Source organism: Bradyrhizobium sp. Ai1a-2, from assembly GCF_000426245.1.
Taxonomy (GTDB): Bacteria; Pseudomonadota; Alphaproteobacteria; order Rhizobiales; family Xanthobacteraceae; genus Bradyrhizobium.
Genome location: NZ_AUEZ01000009.1, coordinates 103,956 through 120,552, shown reverse-complemented (window position 1 = coordinate 120,552; position 16,597 = coordinate 103,956). Strand labels below are relative to the sequence as shown.

General features: G+C 63.9%; 14 protein-coding genes and 1 other RNA gene. 9 read left to right on the top strand and 6 right to left on the bottom strand.

Annotated elements, in window-relative coordinates; all coding sequences use genetic code 11:
* Positions 1–66: 66 nt before the first annotated feature.
* On the bottom strand, positions 67–1,467 hold the full coding sequence (locus K288_RS45075; protein ID WP_051334441.1) for a hypothetical protein: 1,401 nt from the start codon (positions 1,465–1,467) through the stop codon (positions 67–69).
* A gap of 366 nt (positions 1,468–1,833) precedes the next feature.
* Between K288_RS45075 and K288_RS0109320 the strand changes: the two genes are divergently transcribed.
* Positions 1,834–3,753: a BTAD domain-containing putative transcriptional regulator gene (locus K288_RS0109320; protein WP_160168953.1), complete on the top strand. Its 1,920-nt coding sequence runs from the start codon at positions 1,834–1,836 to the stop codon at positions 3,751–3,753.
* Positions 3,754–3,925: 172 nt separating this feature from the next.
* Here the strand turns inward: K288_RS0109320 and K288_RS0109315 are convergent, their stop codons facing one another.
* The 5 genes from K288_RS0109315 to K288_RS0109300 all read right to left on the bottom strand — a co-directional run bounded on the left by K288_RS0109315 (position 3,926) and on the right by K288_RS0109300 (position 6,461).
* The gene (locus K288_RS0109315; protein ID WP_027579304.1) at positions 3,926–4,750 is read right to left on the bottom strand and encodes a TIGR00282 family metallophosphoesterase; all 825 of its coding nucleotides are present in this window, start codon (positions 4,748–4,750) and stop codon (positions 3,926–3,928) included.
* A gap of 6 nt (positions 4,751–4,756) precedes the next feature.
* Positions 4,757–5,332, bottom strand: a complete 576-nt coding sequence (locus K288_RS0109310) for a 5-formyltetrahydrofolate cyclo-ligase (protein ID WP_027579303.1) — start codon at positions 5,330–5,332, stop codon at positions 4,757–4,759.
* A 172-nt stretch (positions 5,333–5,504) separates the two neighbouring features.
* Positions 5,505–5,666: non-coding RNA, 6S RNA (gene ssrS / locus K288_RS50170), on the bottom strand.
* A gap of 91 nt (positions 5,667–5,757) precedes the next feature.
* Positions 5,758–6,141, bottom strand: coding sequence for a cell division protein ZapA (locus K288_RS0109305; RefSeq protein WP_027579302.1), 384 nt, complete (start codon positions 6,139–6,141; stop codon positions 5,758–5,760).
* Positions 6,138–6,461 (bottom strand): DUF4164 domain-containing protein, encoded by a 324-nt coding sequence (locus tag K288_RS0109300; RefSeq protein WP_027579301.1) that lies wholly within the window; start codon positions 6,459–6,461, stop codon positions 6,138–6,140. The genes K288_RS0109305 and K288_RS0109300 overlap by 4 nt, the downstream gene beginning before the upstream one ends.
* A gap of 397 nt (positions 6,462–6,858) precedes the next feature.
* On the opposite strand from K288_RS0109300, the gene tkt reads away from it, so the two are divergent.
* The 8 genes from tkt to K288_RS0109260 all read left to right on the top strand — a co-directional run bounded on the left by tkt (position 6,859) and on the right by K288_RS0109260 (position 16,457).
* The gene (tkt, locus tag K288_RS0109295; protein WP_027579300.1) at positions 6,859–8,844 is read left to right on the top strand and encodes a transketolase; all 1,986 of its coding nucleotides are present in this window, start codon (positions 6,859–6,861) and stop codon (positions 8,842–8,844) included.
* Between the two features lie 142 nt (positions 8,845–8,986).
* Positions 8,987–9,994 (top strand): type I glyceraldehyde-3-phosphate dehydrogenase, encoded by a 1,008-nt coding sequence (gene gap / locus K288_RS0109290; protein ID WP_027579299.1) that lies wholly within the window; start codon positions 8,987–8,989, stop codon positions 9,992–9,994.
* Between the two features lie 157 nt (positions 9,995–10,151).
* Positions 10,152–11,348, top strand: coding sequence for a phosphoglycerate kinase (locus K288_RS0109285; protein WP_027579298.1), 1,197 nt, complete (start codon positions 10,152–10,154; stop codon positions 11,346–11,348).
* Between the two features lie 99 nt (positions 11,349–11,447).
* Positions 11,448–12,515 carry a class II fructose-bisphosphate aldolase gene (fba, locus tag K288_RS0109280; RefSeq protein WP_027579297.1) on the top strand — a complete coding sequence of 356 codons (1,068 nt, stop codon included), beginning with the start codon at positions 11,448–11,450 and terminating at the stop codon, positions 12,513–12,515.
* 274 nt (positions 12,516–12,789) lie between these two features.
* Positions 12,790–13,815 carry a class I fructose-bisphosphate aldolase gene (locus K288_RS0109275; protein ID WP_027579296.1) on the top strand — a complete coding sequence of 342 codons (1,026 nt, stop codon included), beginning with the start codon at positions 12,790–12,792 and terminating at the stop codon, positions 13,813–13,815.
* Complete coding sequence (locus K288_RS0109270) at positions 13,816–14,502, top strand: thiamine phosphate synthase (RefSeq protein WP_027579295.1); 687 nt, start codon at positions 13,816–13,818, stop codon at positions 14,500–14,502. It abuts the gene before it with no gap.
* Positions 14,499–15,578, top strand: a complete 1,080-nt coding sequence (locus K288_RS0109265) for a tetratricopeptide repeat protein (RefSeq protein WP_027579294.1) — start codon at positions 14,499–14,501, stop codon at positions 15,576–15,578. Before K288_RS0109270 ends, K288_RS0109265 begins: the two co-directional genes overlap by 4 nt.
* A gap of 87 nt (positions 15,579–15,665) precedes the next feature.
* Positions 15,666–16,457 carry an inositol monophosphatase family protein gene (locus K288_RS0109260; RefSeq protein WP_027579293.1) on the top strand — a complete coding sequence of 264 codons (792 nt, stop codon included), beginning with the start codon at positions 15,666–15,668 and terminating at the stop codon, positions 16,455–16,457.
* Positions 16,458–16,597: the final 140 nt, after the last annotated feature.

Below are 16,597 nucleotides of genomic sequence, written 5' to 3'. Positions count from 1 at the left end.
CGGATATGTCTACGCAATCTGCACAAACTTGATTGCTGTGCGAACCGGCATTCGCTCGAAAACGCTCTATCCGATCAGATGAAGATCTGACAACAGGTGCATCGCGGCATCGCCGCCGAACGCAAGATTGTCGTGGCCGCCGCTGCCGCCGATTCCGGCGATCTGAACCGCGCTCTGATCGATATGGACGTTGTTGATCTGGTCCGCTTCGGCGGTCGAATGAGGCCCGGCGATGGCGATGTTGATGGGAGCATAGATCGCGACGCTGACGTCGATGAGACTGCCGGAGAAATGACCGCTGCCGCCATTGCCGGCGCTGTTGTGTCCGGTTGCAATCGCATCCGAGCCGCCGCCCAGCAGTGCGGAGATGATCGCTGCGGTGCCGCCCGCCGCGACATTGCCGCTGCCGCCGTCGCCCCCGACGCCGGCCATCTGGAACGAGGACTGGTCCAGATGCACGTCATTGAGCTGGTACGATTGGCTGGTGGAATTATATCCCGCGACCGAGATGTTGACGGGATCATAGACGGCGATGGACTTGTGAACGAGGTCGCCGTGAAATTGGCCGTCGCCGCCGTTGCCGGCCTGATTGCCGCCGGTGTCGACCAGGTTCGATCCGCTTCCACCGCCGCTGGATTGACCGTGAACGGATACGTCGCCGCCGCCTGCGGCATTGCCGTCTCCGCCCTGCCCGCCGACGCCTGCGATTTGCACGGCGGACTGATCGATCTCGACCGTGTTCGACTGGGTGGCGTGCGCGGTGCCGCCGGGAGCCGCAAATGCGAAGTTGACGGGATGGTAGATGACAACGGGCGCATCCAGCAGCGTTCCAAGGAAATGACCGTCGCCGCCGTTACCGGCGTGATTGTCGCCTGTCGTGATCCCGCTGGAGCCGGACGAAGAGACATCGACGTTTCCGCCGGCGGCAGTGTTGCCGTCTCCGCCATTTCCCCCGATGCCGGCCATCTGGAAGGCGGACTGGTCGATATTCACATCATTGGTCTGCTCGGCGATGGCGATTGAACCATATCCCACGGACACTGCGATGTTGATCGGCTGATAGATCACCAGCGAGGCATGAATGATGCCTCCATAGAAAAATCCGTCGCCGCCGTTGCCGGCCTCGTTCGTCCCCGTATCGATTGTCCCGATGTCGCTCTTGCTTGGATTGGAGTGGTGTGCGGGAGAGCCGCCGGCCGGCGCCTTGTCGGGCTGGTGGACGTCCGCATTGCCGTGAAGGCTACCGCTTCCATTCGCAGGAGAATCAAAAGGCGCCGCGGATGCGCTGAGCGGCGAGCCGGACGAGGCGCTGCTGACGTCTCCAGCATCGCCGTGGCTATCGGTCGAATGATGATGCAAGCGAGCCGGCGAGAACTTGGTACCGTACGCGGGATTTCCATCGTCCCAGGGATAATGGGGCGGCTGATCATGCAGCCGGATACTGTCCGACATCGAATCGAACTTCATGGTCGCCTCCCTGATCGGGATCGCTCCGCACAGCGCGACGGATCGCTCCAGACCGTGAGGCAATGTCACGCCAGACGCGTCAAAAGCCGAGCCATCAATTCGGATGCAACATTTCGGGTGAGATCGTACAAACGAAATCAGGTCGAAGAGGCAGAACAGACCGCACGGCGCGAGGAAGGCTCTAGACGGTGTTGCGGTACGGCTGTCGCCGGATCACGTCGCTCCTGGTTAATGCCGGCTGCCACGTCGATTGCGGTCGGGTCCAGCGGATCTGGCGCTGCGAGGGCTAAAAGTACCCCAGCAACCTTCCATTGTTTCGCGGTCCTTGATACCGCAAATGGTTGCTGTCATCCTGAGTATCGAAAAATGATCGTTCCAGGAAAATTACTACATTCGACTTTGCCGAAAATCAGAGATCAAGACAAACAATCTAAATTGCAGCCAAAAGAGCATCCTGTGGCCCCGGAATTCGTCCCCGAAGGAATAGAGGCAGAAAACGCCGATGCACTGCGCCTGTCATCCGATCTGGCGGCGGCCTACGCCCTGCACCAGTCGCAGAACAACGAGCCGGACAAGGACATCGCGGACACGTTCCTGTCCGCAAACAAAAAACTGATCGATCTCCAGATTTCCTATTTCGAAGAGGAAAAGATCAGGGAAAGACACGGCGCCGCCCGGAAGCGCATCAGCGACATTCTGCGCATTATCGTGCAGTGTGCGTTTATTGTGATTGGATTTGGGGTGGCGGCCGGCGTCGCTGCCATGTGGGGCGCCGCGATTCTCTCCAACGCCGTCGTCGTCGATGAATTTGAAGCGCCAACTTCGTTGGCGGAAAACGGACTTAGCGGCACCGTTGTCGCCGGCAAAGTTCTCGATGAACTCCTGAAGATCCAGGACAGCACGAAGTTCTCTGCCGCCCAGCGGCAGATCAAGGACGCCTGGAGCAAGTCGATCGAAATCAAAGTGCCCGAAGCCGGCATCTCGCTCGATCAGATCAACAACGCCTTGCATCGCACGTTCGGTCACGACACGCACATCGATGGCGCGCTGACCAAAACCAAGAAAGGCACGCTCCTGCTCTCCATCCGCGGAGATCGCATTCCGCCGGCGACATTCGAAGGCGATATAGACGATATCGATACCCTGACCAAAAAGGCCGCCGAACACGTCTATGGCTACGCTCAGCCCGTGCTGTTCGGAAGTTACCTGGTCGCCGCAAATCGCCAGGACGACGCCATTGCGTTTATCCGCACGGCCTACCCTCGAGTAACGGACGCCGACCGGCCTGTCTTGGCAAACCTCTGGGGCGAGGCGCTGTTCATCCTCGGCCGCCCCAAGGAGTCCGACGAACGCTTTCGTTTTGCAATGAGCCTCAAACCGCACTACTGGCGCGCCTGGAACAACCTGATCGGCACCCTCCCACAAACGGAGGGAGAGGAGGCGGCATATCAATCCGGGTTGAAGATGATGGCCGAGGCCAAGAATGTCTCATCACGGTTACAGCCGACGCTCTACGACCAGACGAATTTTGCTCAGATGACATTAGATCCGGGTGCGGTCATCGCCGGTCTTTTGGCTGACCGTAAGCTGGCTCATCGCGAAGGCGCACAATATAATGCGAGCTCGTGGATCGCAGAGCAGGAAGCGGTCCGTCACGACTGGACGGCTGCTTACCTGTACCTGGCGGAGTCGCCCCCCGAAGACGCGACGACGTCTTTCGACGCCGAAACCCTGCCGGGCTATGAGGCCCTGGATGCCGGGGATTACAAGACGGCCATCGCCAGGTTCGAAGCGGCTTTGAAGCTGTGGCGCGGTTCAGCTCAGTTGAAGACATTCTATTCGGACTTCGAATGCAGCCTCGGACATGCCTACACGGAAGCGGGACAGGTTGAGAAGGCCATGCCGCTGCTGCAAGACCAGAGGTTCGTGCGATGCCGTGCCTTCATGGCCGACGCGCTCGACCGGAGCGGCCAATGGGACGCGGCGCTGGACGCTTACCGCAAAGCGCAAGCTGCGGCTCCAAGCCTTGCTTTTGCCTACTATCGCGAAGGCCTGGCACACGTCCGTCATGGGGACCAGATGCATGCGCTCCAGCAGTTCGAAACAGCTCATCGACTGTCGCCACACTGGGCCGAACCTCTAAAGGCGACAGGCGACGTCCTTTCAAGTCAGGCGAAATGGAACAAGGCGGTGGAAGCCTACAACAAGGCCCTGCAATGGGCCCCAGCCTGGACTGAACTGAAAAAAGCGCAAGAGCAGGCGTCCGCAAAACTCAGCACCCGGTAGCTCATATCCAGCAACTCTCGAAATCTGCCGCCTTCAACATGCACCGTGCCCAGAGGCGCATGCCGTACAAGCAGTGCGGCTGCTCGGGAAGATACCGAGTGGCGGCTTCTTCGCCTTCGTCCAACTTGCGTCAATCAGGCTGTGGCTGCGCGTTAATGAGCCACGTCCCGTTCTAGCTCACCCAGAACCCCGGCACGGCCGGCTCGAGGCGTCCGCCGGCGCGTACAGGCGCGATGCGGAGCGCGAGGCCGGTGGCGTCGTCGGTCTCGACCGCAACCCCGCTCAGCGTCGCTTCGCCGGAGGCCGGCTCGAAGCGGCCGGAGGGGATGCCGGTCTGGAAGCGCTGCAGCGGCTCTTCCTTCTGCATGCCGATGATGGAATCGTAATCGCCGGTCATGCCGGCGTCGGTCATATAGGCGGTGCCGCCGGGCAGCACCTGGTGATCGGCGGTGGGCACATGGGTATGGGTGCCGACCACGAGGCTGACGCGGCCGTCGCAGAAGAAACCCATGCCCTGCTTCTCGGAGGTGGCCTCGCCGTGGAAATCCAACACGATCGCATCCGCCGCCTGCCGCAGCGGACAGGCCTCGAGCTCGCGCTCGATCGCCGTGAAGGGATCGTTGGAGGGCTCCATGAAGACGCGGCCGATCGCGTTGAGGACGAGCGCGCGCTTGCCGTTCTTGGTATCGACCAGAGTTGCGCCGCGGCCCGGCGCGTGGCGCGGAAAGTTCAACGGGCGGATCAGACGTGGCGCGCGCTCGATGAACACCAGCGCTTCCTTCTGATTCCACGCATGATTGCCCAGCGTGATCGCGTCCGCCCCGGCATCCAGGAAGTCCTGGTAGATCGCCTCGGTGATGCCAAAGCCGCCGGCGGCATTCTCGCCATTGACGATGACGAGATCGAGCGACCAGTCACGGATCATGCGGGGAAGATGTTCTGAGATGGCGGTGCGGCCGGTCTTGCCGACCACATCACCGACGAAGAGGATACGCAAATCAAGCTACTCCCGGAAATCGAACGCCTTGCGCTCCGTTAGCACATAATCAAGCGCGACGTCGTGCGACAAAGCCGGAACCGCCTTGATTTCCTGCACTGCGAAGGCCAGACCGATGCCGATCACGTGCTTGGCCTTGCGCAGATGCGTGAACGTGAAGTCGTAGTAGCCAGCGCCATAGCCGATCCGGTGGCCGACCCGGTCGAAGGCCGCGAGCGGCACCAGCATGATGTCGGGGATCAGCTCAGCCGCGGCCGGCGACGGTTCGGGGATGCCGAGCACGCCAAGCGTCAGCCGATCGCCCTTGGCCCAGGCGCGGAATAGCAGGGAATTGCCGCGCGCGGTGACCGCCGGCAGCGCAAGCTGCGCGCCCTGCGCCGCAAGCTGCAGCATCAGCGGTATCGGATCGATCTCGCTGCGGATCGGCGAATAGCCGGAAACGATCGTGCCCCGCGCGATCTCAAACGGCAGGCCGCGCTTGGCGATCTTCGTGGCGGCAGCCGTGCGCTCCTCATCGCTCAGCGCGTCACGTCGGGTGAGCGCGGCGCTGCGGAGCTCAGCCTTCGGAGAGATGGCGCGCATGTGTTTCCTCCGCCGCCGCTGTCATCATCCGCGCAGGCGGATGATCCAGTAATTCCAGAGACGCTCGTGCTCTAACGGCAACGCCGCCGCGTACTGGATACCCCGCTTTCGCGGGGTATGACGGCGGTATTGGAGTCGATCACGCCTGAGAAACGCAACAGTAAAAACAGAGCGCGAAGCCACAGAAGCCGTTGGAGCGTTCGATCCCGGAGTTCCCTACGAAAGTAGGTGGGCACCATATGTCCGGGTCCACGGACCCGGCCAGGGACAGTTCCCTAAAGGATCGATAAGGCCCCGGGGATAATATAGCTCCTGACGCGCAACGCAGCTTCGCAGGGGGTAATGTAGCGACGACTGCGGCGTTCCGCCAGCGGGAAGCGATTTCGGGTGGACTTACCCTCACCTGAGGGGGGTGATGCAGCAAGCTAGCCGATCGCGATACCGCCACCGACGGTACGGTTGAGCACCTGCGTGGTTTTCTCGATCCGCTCGGCGGCGGCGTTGAGTGCGTTCGAGATCGCGACCTGCGTGGCGCGGGCGCGGTCGACCGCGGCAGCTCCGGAGTTGCGCAAGGATTCGACTTCCTCCTCCAGGCTGCGGATGCGTGCGCCGGCGTCGGCCAGTTCGTCGCAAGCGGTGAGCGCCGCCATCACGGTGAGGCGGGCATCACCGATCTCACCGAACTTGCCACGCAGCGATTCGATGCGCGATTCGAGGTTCTCCGCGAGCTTCAGGAGACGAACCTCCTGCCCCTCTTCGCAAGCCATCCGGTATTGCCGGCCGTTGATGGTGACGTTGATGTGGCTCATCGCGTGTTCTCCCCGCCATCGAGCACGGCGCGAATGGTGCCAATCGCAGCATCCAGCTTCTCGGCGATCTCGCGATTGGTGCGCTCGAGCTTGCGCGTCTTCACCAATGAGTTATCGAGCTCGTCCGCAAGCCGCGAGCGATCAGCGCCGAGCGCCTGGATCCGACTCGCCAGTTCGTTCTCGTCGCGATCAGCCTCGCGCCGTCGCTCGACGGCGCTCTCCAGCGCATCCAGCGCCGCCATCAATCGCCGTGTGGCGGCATCGATGTCGGCGATAGCGGGCTCAACACTGGCAGCCGCGCTGGTGGAACGATCGCTCATACGAGACAAGGTGGACCCTCGATGGCGTGGCCGTCCGCGAATCCTTGCGGTGCGGCAAGCGCTTAGGCGATGAAATTTACGTGGTGAACGAGGCCGGCGCAACGCCGCCGGAAAACTATGCACCGATAGATGGAGCCGCCCCGGGCGCCGCGCCTGCCGATTTACCCGGCCCTTCCGCTCAGGAAACCGGCGTCCCATGCGGGTTCATGCCCCCCTCGGCCGGACACCCCGGGGGCAACTTTGCGGCCAAAACCGCGTTTCCTTGCCTTGGACTTCCCTTGGACTTCCGGGATTGAGGTGCTATCCAGCCCTCCTCCGTGCCTACCACCCGCATATGGCGGGCCCTCCGGGCGGCGCGCATGCAAGCCAAGCCTCTCATTCCAGACGGATTTTCATCATGACGCAGGTCGATCACACCCGTATGGCCAACGCCATTCGCGGGCTCGCAATGGATGCGGTCGAGAAGGCGAAATCCGGCCATCCCGGGCTGCCGATGGGCGCGGCCGACGTCGCGACCGTCCTGTTTACACAGTTTCTGAAATTCGATGCGGCCGACCCCGCCTGGCCGGACCGCGATCGCTTCGTGCTCTCGGCCGGCCACGGCTCGATGCTGCTCTATTCGCTGCTGTACCTCACCGGCAACAAGGACATGCCGCTCGACCAGCTCAAGCACTTCCGTCAATTGGGCTCGCTGACCCCGGGGCATCCGGAGAACTTCCACACCAAGGGCATCGAGACCACCACCGGCCCGCTCGGCCAGGGCATCTCGACCGCGGTCGGCATGGCGGTGGCGGAGAAGATGCTCGCCGCCGAATTCGGCAAGAAGATCGTCAACCATCACACCTATGTGCTCGCCTCCGATGGCGACCTGATGGAAGGCGTGTCGCAGGAAGCGATCGCGCTCGCCGGCCACTGGCGGCTCAACAAAATGATCGTGCTCTATGACGACAACGGCATCTCGATCGACGGCCCGACGTCGCTTGCGGATTCCGTCGACCAGGTGAAGCGATTCAAGTCGGCGGGCTGGGCCGCCGAACTCATCAACGGCCAGGACCAGAAAGCAATCGCGGATGCAATCACGCGCGCGCAGAAATCGAGCAAGCCGACGCTGATCGCCTGCAAGACCACGATCGGCTATGGCGCGCCGACCAAGGCTGGCACCAACAAGGTGCATGGCGAGGCGCTCGGCGCCGACGAGTTGAAAGGCGCCAAGGAAAAGCTCGGCATCTCGCTCGAACCCTTCTCGGTGCCGGATGACGTGCTGAAGGCCTGGCGCGAAGCGGGCGTGCGTGGCGCCGCGGAGCGCCAGGAGTGGGAAGCGCGTTACGCCGAGCTTGGCAGCCGCAAGCGCGCCGAATTCGAGCGCCGGCTGCGGCACGAGCGGCCGGCCTCGCTGGCAAAAGCGCTGAAGGGGCACAAGAAGGCGCTGCTCGAAAACCCGCTCAACGTTGCGACCCGCAAATCATCGGAGGCCGCGATCGAGGTGATCGCCGCCGCGATGCCGATGGAGTTTCTCGCCGGCTCGGCCGATCTCACCGGCTCCAACAACAACAAGGCGAAATCGGCGGTCAACTTCTCCGCCAAGACGCCGAAGGGCCGCTTCGTTCATTACGGCATCCGCGAGCACGGCATGGCGGCGGCGATGAACGGCATCTTCCTGCATGGCGGCTTTGCGCCGAACGGCGCGACCTTCCTGGTGTTCACCGACTATGCGCGGCCGGCGATGCGACTTGCGGCGTTGATGGGCACCGGCGTGGTTTATGTCATGACCCATGACTCGATCGGGCTCGGCGAAGACGGCCCGACGCACCAGCCGGTCGAGCACCTCTCCGCGCTGCGCGCCATTCCCAACATGCGCGTGTTCCGCCCCTGCGATGCCGTCGAGGTTGCAGAATGCTGGGAGCTCGCGCTGAACCGGATCGATGGCCCGACGGTGCTGGCGCTGACGCGACAGAACCTGCCGCAGCTTCGAACCACCGCGCCTGCCGATAGTCCGTGCAGCCATGGCGCCTATGAACTGGTCGCGGCCCAGGGTGACGCAAAAGTGTCATTCTTCGCGTCCGGTTCCGAAGTCCAGATCGCTGTCGACGCGCAGAAACAGCTCGCGGAACGCGGCATCCCGTCGCGGGTGGTGTCGGCGCCTTCGCTGGAATTGTTACTGGCGCAGCCCGAAGACCGAAAAAAGGCCATCATCGGCAATGCGCCGGTCAAGATCGCGATCGAGGCGGCCGTGCGCTGGGGCTGGGATGCTGTGATCGGCCAGGATGGCGAATTCATCGGCATGCACGGTTTCGGCGCCAGCGCGCCGGCGAAGGACCTTTTCAAGCACTTCGGAATTACCGCCGAGGCTGCCGTTAACGCTGCCCTGAAGCGCGTTGGCTAGCGGTTGAGCTTGCCCCGAAAAAGGACTAGGTAACCTCTATCTAATCCGTCCTCGTCCGGCCGAACCGGGCGATCCGCCGTAACACCCTCGCTGGAGCACGCGCCAGTGGGGACGGCAACAGCTATTAGAGGAGTGAAACAGCATGGCAGTCCGGGTCGCTATCAACGGGTTCGGCCGCATCGGCCGCAACGTTCTCCGTGCCATCGCCGAGTCCGGCCGCAAGGACATCGAAGTGGTCGGGATCAACGATCTCGGCCCGGTCGAGACCAACGCCCATTTGCTCCGTTTCGACTCCGTGCATGGCCGCTTCCCCGGCACCGTCACCGTCGATGGCGATACGATCAGCGTCGGCAGCAGCAAGATCAAGGTGTCGGCCGAGCGCGATCCGTCCAAGCTGCCCTGGAAGGAGCTTGGCGTCGACGTGGCACTTGAGTGCACCGGCATCTTCACCGCCAAGGACAAGGCGTCCGCACATCTGACCGCCGGCGCCAAGCGCGTGCTGGTCTCCGCACCTGCCGACGGCGCCGATGCCACGATCGTCTTCGGCGTCAACCATGACACGCTGACCAAGGATCACCTGGTCATCTCCAACGGCTCCTGCACCACCAACTGTCTTGCGCCGGTGGCGAAGGTGCTGAACGACACAGTCGGCATCGAGACCGGCTTCATGACCACGATCCATGCCTATACCGGCGACCAGCCGACGCTGGACACGCTGCACAAGGATCTCTATCGCGGCCGCGCGGCGGCAATGTCGATGATCCCGACCTCGACCGGTGCGGCCAAGGCGATCGGCCTGGTGCTGCCCGAACTGAAGGGCAAGCTCGACGGCGTTGCGATCCGCGTCCCGACCCCGAACGTCTCGGTGGTGGACCTGAAGATCGTCGCCAAGCGCGCAACCGACCCCAAGGAAATCAACGAGGCGATGAAGCGTGCTTCAGAGCAGCAGCTCAAGGGCATTCTCGGCTACACCACCGCGCCGAACGTCTCGATCGACTTCAACCACGATCCGCATTCGTCGACCTTCCACATGGACCAGACCAAGGTGCTGAATGGCACGCTGGTGCGCGTGATGTCGTGGTACGACAACGAGTGGGGCTTCTCCAACCGCATGGCCGACACGGCTGTCGCGATCGGGAAGCTGCTCTGATTTCTTGGCTTCGTGGTTCGAGACGCGCCGCAGCCAAGTTTACGCAGGCTGCGTAGATTTGCCAGCGTGGCGCGCCTCTTGCCATGAGCGAGAGACCTCATCCTGAGAAGCCGCGCCTGGCGCGGCGTCTCGAAGGATGGCCGCAGAGGACACTCCAATGACAAAATCATTCCGCACCCTCGACGACGTCGACGTGAAGGGCAAGCGCGTGCTGCTCCGCGTCGACCTCAACGTTCCCATGGAAAATGGCCGCGTCACCGACACCACGCGGCTCGAGCGCGTCGCGCCGACGATCACCGAGCTTTCCGACAAGGGCGGCAAGGTCATCCTGCTTGCGCATTTCGGCCGTCCCAAGGGACGCGATCCCAAGGAGTCGCTGAAGCCGGTCGCTGAAGCGCTGTCGAAAGTGATCAAGAAGCCTGTCGCTTTCGCCGAAGACTGCATCGGCGAGCCCGCGGCAACGGCCGTGGCGGCGCTGAAGGACGGCGAGATCCTTTGCCTGGAGAATACGCGCTTCCACAAGGAGGAAGAGAAGAACGATCCTGCCTTCGTCGCCGAATTGGCAAAGCTCGGCGACATCTGGGTCAACGACGCATTCTCGGCGGCGCACCGCGCCCATGCTTCGACCGAAGGCCTCGGCCACAAGCTGCCGGCCTATGCCGGACGCACAATGCAGGCCGAACTCGATGCGCTCGGCAAGGCATTGGAAGCGCCGACCAAGCCGGTGATTGCGATCATCGGCGGCGCCAAGGTGTCCACCAAGATCGACCTCCTCGAAAATCTCGTCAGCAAGGTCGACGCGCTGGTGATCGGCGGCGGCATGGCCAACACGTTCCTGCACGCGCAGGGCGTCGGCATCGGCAAGTCGCTGGCGGAGAAGGATCTCGCCGCCACCGCGCTGCGCATCCTGGACAAGGCCGCGGCATCCAATTGCGCCATCATCCTTCCCGTCGACGCCGTCGTCGCCTTCCACTTCGCGGCCAATTCGCCGTCGCATGCCTATGGCCTGGATGCGATCCCGGCCGAGGGCATGATCCTCGACGTCGGCCCGCAGTCGATCGCCCGCATCCATGCCGCGATCGACGATGCGGCGACGCTGGTGTGGAACGGCCCGCTTGGCGCCTTCGAGCTGACGCCGTTCGATCGCGGCACGATGGTGGCGGCCAAGCACGCCGCCGAGCGCACCAAGGCCAAGAAGCTGCTTTCGGTCGCAGGCGGCGGCGATACGGTCGCAGCGCTGAACCAGGCCGGCGTCGCGCACGATTTCACCTATGTCTCGACCGCCGGCGGCGCGTTTCTTGAATGGATGGAAGGCAAGCCGCTGCCGGGCGTCGAAGTGTTGAAGACCCGCTAGAGCATGATCCGGAAAAGTGGGAACCGGTTTTCCGGAATGATCATACGTAATTGAGACCGACTGAAGCGCGAAAGCGCTGTAAATACAGGGAGAATCCGGATGGCTCGCATTACCTTGCGGCAACTGCTCGACCATGCGGCTGAGCACGATTACGGGGTGCCGGCCTTCAACATCAACAATATGGAACAGGCGTTGGCGATCATGGAGGCAGCTTCCAGCCTCGATGCGCCCGTCATCATCCAGGCCTCCCGTGGCGCCCGCGCCTATGCCAATGACGTGATGCTCAAGCACATGATGGATGCTGTCACCGAAATCTACCCGCAGATCCCGGTCTGCGTGCATCTCGATCACGGCAACGAGCCCGCCACCTGCATGACCGCGATCCAGGCCGGCTTCACGTCGGTGATGATGGACGGCTCGCTGAAAGCCGACGGCAAGACGCCCGGCGACTGGGATTACAATGTCGGCGTGACCAGGACGGTCACGAACATGGCCCATCTCGGCGGCATTTCGGTGGAAGGCGAACTCGGCGTGCTCGGCTCGCTCGAGACCGGCATGGGCGACAAGGAAGACGGCCACGGCGCGGAAGGCAAGCTCTCCCACGACCAGCTCCTCACCAATCCGGACGAGGCTGTGAAGTTCGTGAAGGAGACCAAGGTCGACGCGCTCGCGATCGCGATGGGCACCTCGCACGGCGCCTACAAGTTCACCCGCAAGCCGGACGGCGACATCCTCGCCATGAACGTGATCGAGGAGATCCACCGCAAGCTGCCGAGCACACATCTGGTGATGCACGGCTCCTCGTCGGTGCCGCAGGACCTGCAGGACATCATCAACGAGTTTGGCGGCAAGATGAAGCCGACCTGGGGCGTGCCTGTGTCCGAGATCCAGCGCGGCATCAAGAACGGCGTGCGCAAGATCAACATCGATACCGACAACCGCATGGCGATGACCGGGCAGATCCGCAAGGTGTTCAAGGAACACCCGGAAGAGTTCGACCCGCGCAAATATTTGAAGCCCGCGATGGAAGCGATGACCAAGCTGTGCAAGCAGCGGCTGCAGGAGTTCAATACTGCCGGCCAGGCCAGCAAGATCAAGAAGGTGCTGACCACGGCGGAAATGGCCAAGCGCTACGCCAAGGGCGAACTCGATCCGAAGGTGGCTTGAAGCCGCCGCTGTTTTTTCACCTCTCCCGCTTGCGGGGGAGGTCGGCGCGTTGGCGCCGGGTGGGGGCTCTCCCCCATGGGGAGTGTGAATCGCGGCGACACCCCCACCCCGGCCCTCCCCCGCAAGCGGGAGAGGCAGCACACCGCCGCCGCGGTTCTCAGTTGCGTTAATCTCGTCATGTTCTGGCGCCCGCCGCGGCGAACGTTTTCTAGGCAATTGCCCGATAACCGCCTATTTTGGTTTGCAAGGGCATGAACCATCTGGAGGACGTTCCATGAATCTCGCTGACCTCAACAAGATCGCGCTTGCCATGGTCACCCCGGGCAAGGGCATTTTGGCCGCCGACGAATCCTCAGGGACCATCAAGAAGCGCTTCGACGCGATCGGGGTGGAATCGACCGAGGAGAACCGTCGCGACTACCGCGAGATGCTGTTTCGCTCGACCGAGGCGATGAGCAAATATGTCTCCGGTGTCATCCTCTATGACGAGACGATCTGGCAGAACGCAAAGGACGGCACGCCGCTGGTCAAGCTGATCGAGCAGGCCGGCAGCATCCCCGGCATCAAGGTGGACGAGGGCACGCAAGCTCTGCCCGCCTGCCCCGGCGAACTCGTGACCGTCGGCCTCGACAAGCTCGCCGAGCGGCTGAAGAAATATTACGATCGCGGCGCGCGCTTTGCGAAATGGCGCGCGGTGATCGACATCGGACAGGGCATTCCCACCACGACCGCGATTCATGTCAACGCGCATGCGCTGGCGCGCTATGCCGCGCTGTGCCAGGCGGCGCAGATCGTGCCGATCGTCGAGCCGGAAGTGCTGATGGACGGCGGCCACGACATCGACCGCTGCTATGAGGTGACGCGGCAGGTGCTCAACACCGTATTCCGTGAACTGTTCGTGCAGCGCGTCGAACTCGAAGGCATGGTGCTGAAGCCGAACATGGCGGTATCGGGCAAGAAGAGCCCCAAGCAGGCATCGGTGCAGGAAGTCGCGGAAAAGACCATTCACCTCTTGAAGGCCTGCGTGCCCGCGGCCGTGCCCGGCATCGCCTTCCTCTCCGGCGGCCAGAGCGACGAAGAGGCGACCGCGCATCTTGACGCGATGAACCGGATCGGCGGCCTGCCCTGGAAGCTTACGTTCTCCTACGGCCGCGCACTGCAGGCGGCGCCGCAGAAGGCATGGTCCGGCAAGGCCGCGAACGTCGCCGCCGGCCAGCGCGCCTTCACCCACCGCGCGCACATGAACGCGCTCGCGAGCAAGGGCGCCTGGGAAACCGGCCTGGAAAAGAAGGTGGCATAATTGGCCGCAAAGCCCGTTCCGCAACGCCCGGCGCCGCGCCTCTATCTCGCGACGCCGGTGGTGGACGATCCCTCTGAACTGATCGCGAGCCTGCCCGCTTTGCTCGCCGCGGCCGATGTCGCCGCGGTGCTGGTGCGGCTGCGCGAGACCGACCAGCGCACGATGACCTCGCGCGTAAAGGCGCTGGCGCCGGTGGTGCAGAACGCCGGCGCCGCGCTCCTGATCGACGGCCATGTCGAGCTCGTCGCGCGCGGCGGCGCCGACGGCGCGCATCTCGCCGGCCTTGCCGCGCTGGAGGAGGCGCTGCCGTCGCTGAAGCCGGACCGCATCGCCGGCGTAGGCGGGCTGCCGACACGGCACGATTCCATGGCCGCCGGCGAGCTCGGCGCCGATTACGTGCTGTTCGGCGAGCCCGATGCGAGCGGACAGCGGCCCTCGACCCAGGCGATCGCCGAGCGGCTCAACTGGTGGGACGAGTTGTTCGAGCCGCCCTGCGTCGGCTACGCCACCTCGCGCGAAGAGGCTTTCGAATTTGCATCCGCCGGCGCGGACTTCGTGCTGGTCGGCGATTTCATCTTCGCCGATCCGCGCGGCGCCAGCACAGCGCTCGCCGAGGTCGGCGCGACCATCCGGGAAGCGCATGCGAGTGCATTTGGGAAGGCAACGGCAGGACTGACGCCGGAATGAGCCTGCTGCGTCCGATAGCGGTGGTGCTCGGCTGCGCCGTGCTGACGACGGGCGCGGGCGCGCAGGTTTCGCTGACCCCGCCCACGGCACAGGCGCCGGCCAGCAAATCGGCTCCGAAGAAGGAAGAGCCCAAGCCTGCGCCGAAGCCGAAGGCGGCGGCGGAAAAGAAGCAGGCCGCGCCGAAGCCGGCGCCCTCACCGACGCCATCGCCGAGCCCGACGCACCCGTTCGAGGATCCCAATGTCGACCTCGTCTATGGCGCCTATCAGCGCGGCCTCTACAAGACCGCCTTCGACCTCGCCACCAACCGCGCGAACTACGCCCGCGACCCCAAGGCGATGACGATGCTGGGCGAGCTCTATGCCAACGGGCTCGGCATCAAGCGCGACTACGGCAAGGCTGTCGAATGGTATCAGCGCGCATCCGACGCCGGCGACCGCGAGGCGATGTTCGCACTCGCGATGATGCGGCTTGCGGGCCGCGGCGGCCCGGTGAACAAGGAAGAAGCGGTGAAGCTGCTGGCGTCCTCGGCCAAGCTCGGCAATCCCAAGGCGGCCTATAATCTGGCGCTGCTCTATCTCGACGGCCAGACGCTGCCGCAGGACCTCACGCGCTGTGCCGAATTGTTGCGCATGGCGGCCGACGCCGGCAGCCCCGAGGCGCAATACGCGCTCGCGACCTTCTACAAGGAAGGCACCGGCGTCCCCAAGGACCTCGAGAGATCGGTGCGGCTGTTGCAAGCCGCCTCGCTCGCCGACAATGTCGACGCCGAGGTCGAATATGCGATCGCGCTTTACAACGGCGCCGGCACGCCGCGGAACCAGCCGGCGGCGGTGGCGCTATTGCGCAAGGCTGCCCGGCAGAACTCGCCGATCGCACAAAACCGCCTCGCCCGCGTGCTCGCCACCGGCCAGGGCGTGCTGCAGGACAAGGTCGAGGCGCTGAAATGGCACACCGTTGCCAAGACCGCCGGCAAGGGCGATCCGGAACTCGACGAGATGCTGCTCGACATGAGTCCGCAGGATCGCGCCAAGGGCGAGCAGGCCGCGCGCAAATGGCTCGGCACCGGCAAATGACGCCTTGACGGCGCCACTCCGAGAGGGCACGCAGACCGGAAATCTCCGACGGCATTGGGCCGTTTCCCACCCGGCAAGCCCTCCATCATGCTCTATTCCGCCCTCATCAACGTCATGGTCAAAGCCGCGCGCCGCGCCGGCCGCAGCCTCAAGCGCGATCTCGGCGAGATCGAGCACCTGCAGGTGTCGCTGAAGGGACCGGCGAATTTCGTCTCGCTGGCCGACAAACGCGCCGAGGAGATGCTCTACACCGACCTCGCCAAGGCCCGCCCGGGCTACGGCTTCATCGGCGAGGAAGGCGGCACCCGCGAGGGCGCCGACAAGAGCCACACCTGGATCGTCGATCCGCTCGACGGCACCACCAACTTTCTGCACGGCATCCCGCAATTCGCGATCTCGATCGGGCTGGCGCGCGAGGGCACGGTGATTGCGGGAGTGATCTACAACCCCGCCAACGACGAGCTCTATATCGCCGAGCGCGGCAAGGGCGCCTTCCTGAACGACCAACGCCTGCGCGTTGCCGGCCGCCGCAAGCTCGACGAATGCGTGGTTGCCTGCGGGCTGCCCCATATCGGCCGCGGCGACCACGGACTGGCGCTGAAGGAGATGGCTGCGCTGCAGAACAGGGTCGCCGGCTTCCGCCGCTTCGGCGCCGCCTCGCTCGACCTCGCCTTCGTCGCCGCCGGCCGCCTCGACGGCTATTGGGAACGCAATCTGCAGCCCTGGGACATCGCGGCCGGCCAGATCATGGTGCGCGAAGCCGGCGGCACCATCAGCGGCATCGAGGGCAACGACGATCCGCTCAAGACGGGGGACGTCGTGTGCGGCAACGAGTTCGTGCACGGCGAACTGGTGAAGATTTTGAAGCCGCTGGGCTAGCGGACGCCTCTGCTGGCGCCATCACGCTCACAGTCATCATCCGCCAACGGGTCGGCGGCGCCGCCCGATGACAGGCTGCGGCGGATGATCCAGTAACCTGCGGCGCAAGTGATACGTCCTCTCTGACCCGGTGAGTACTG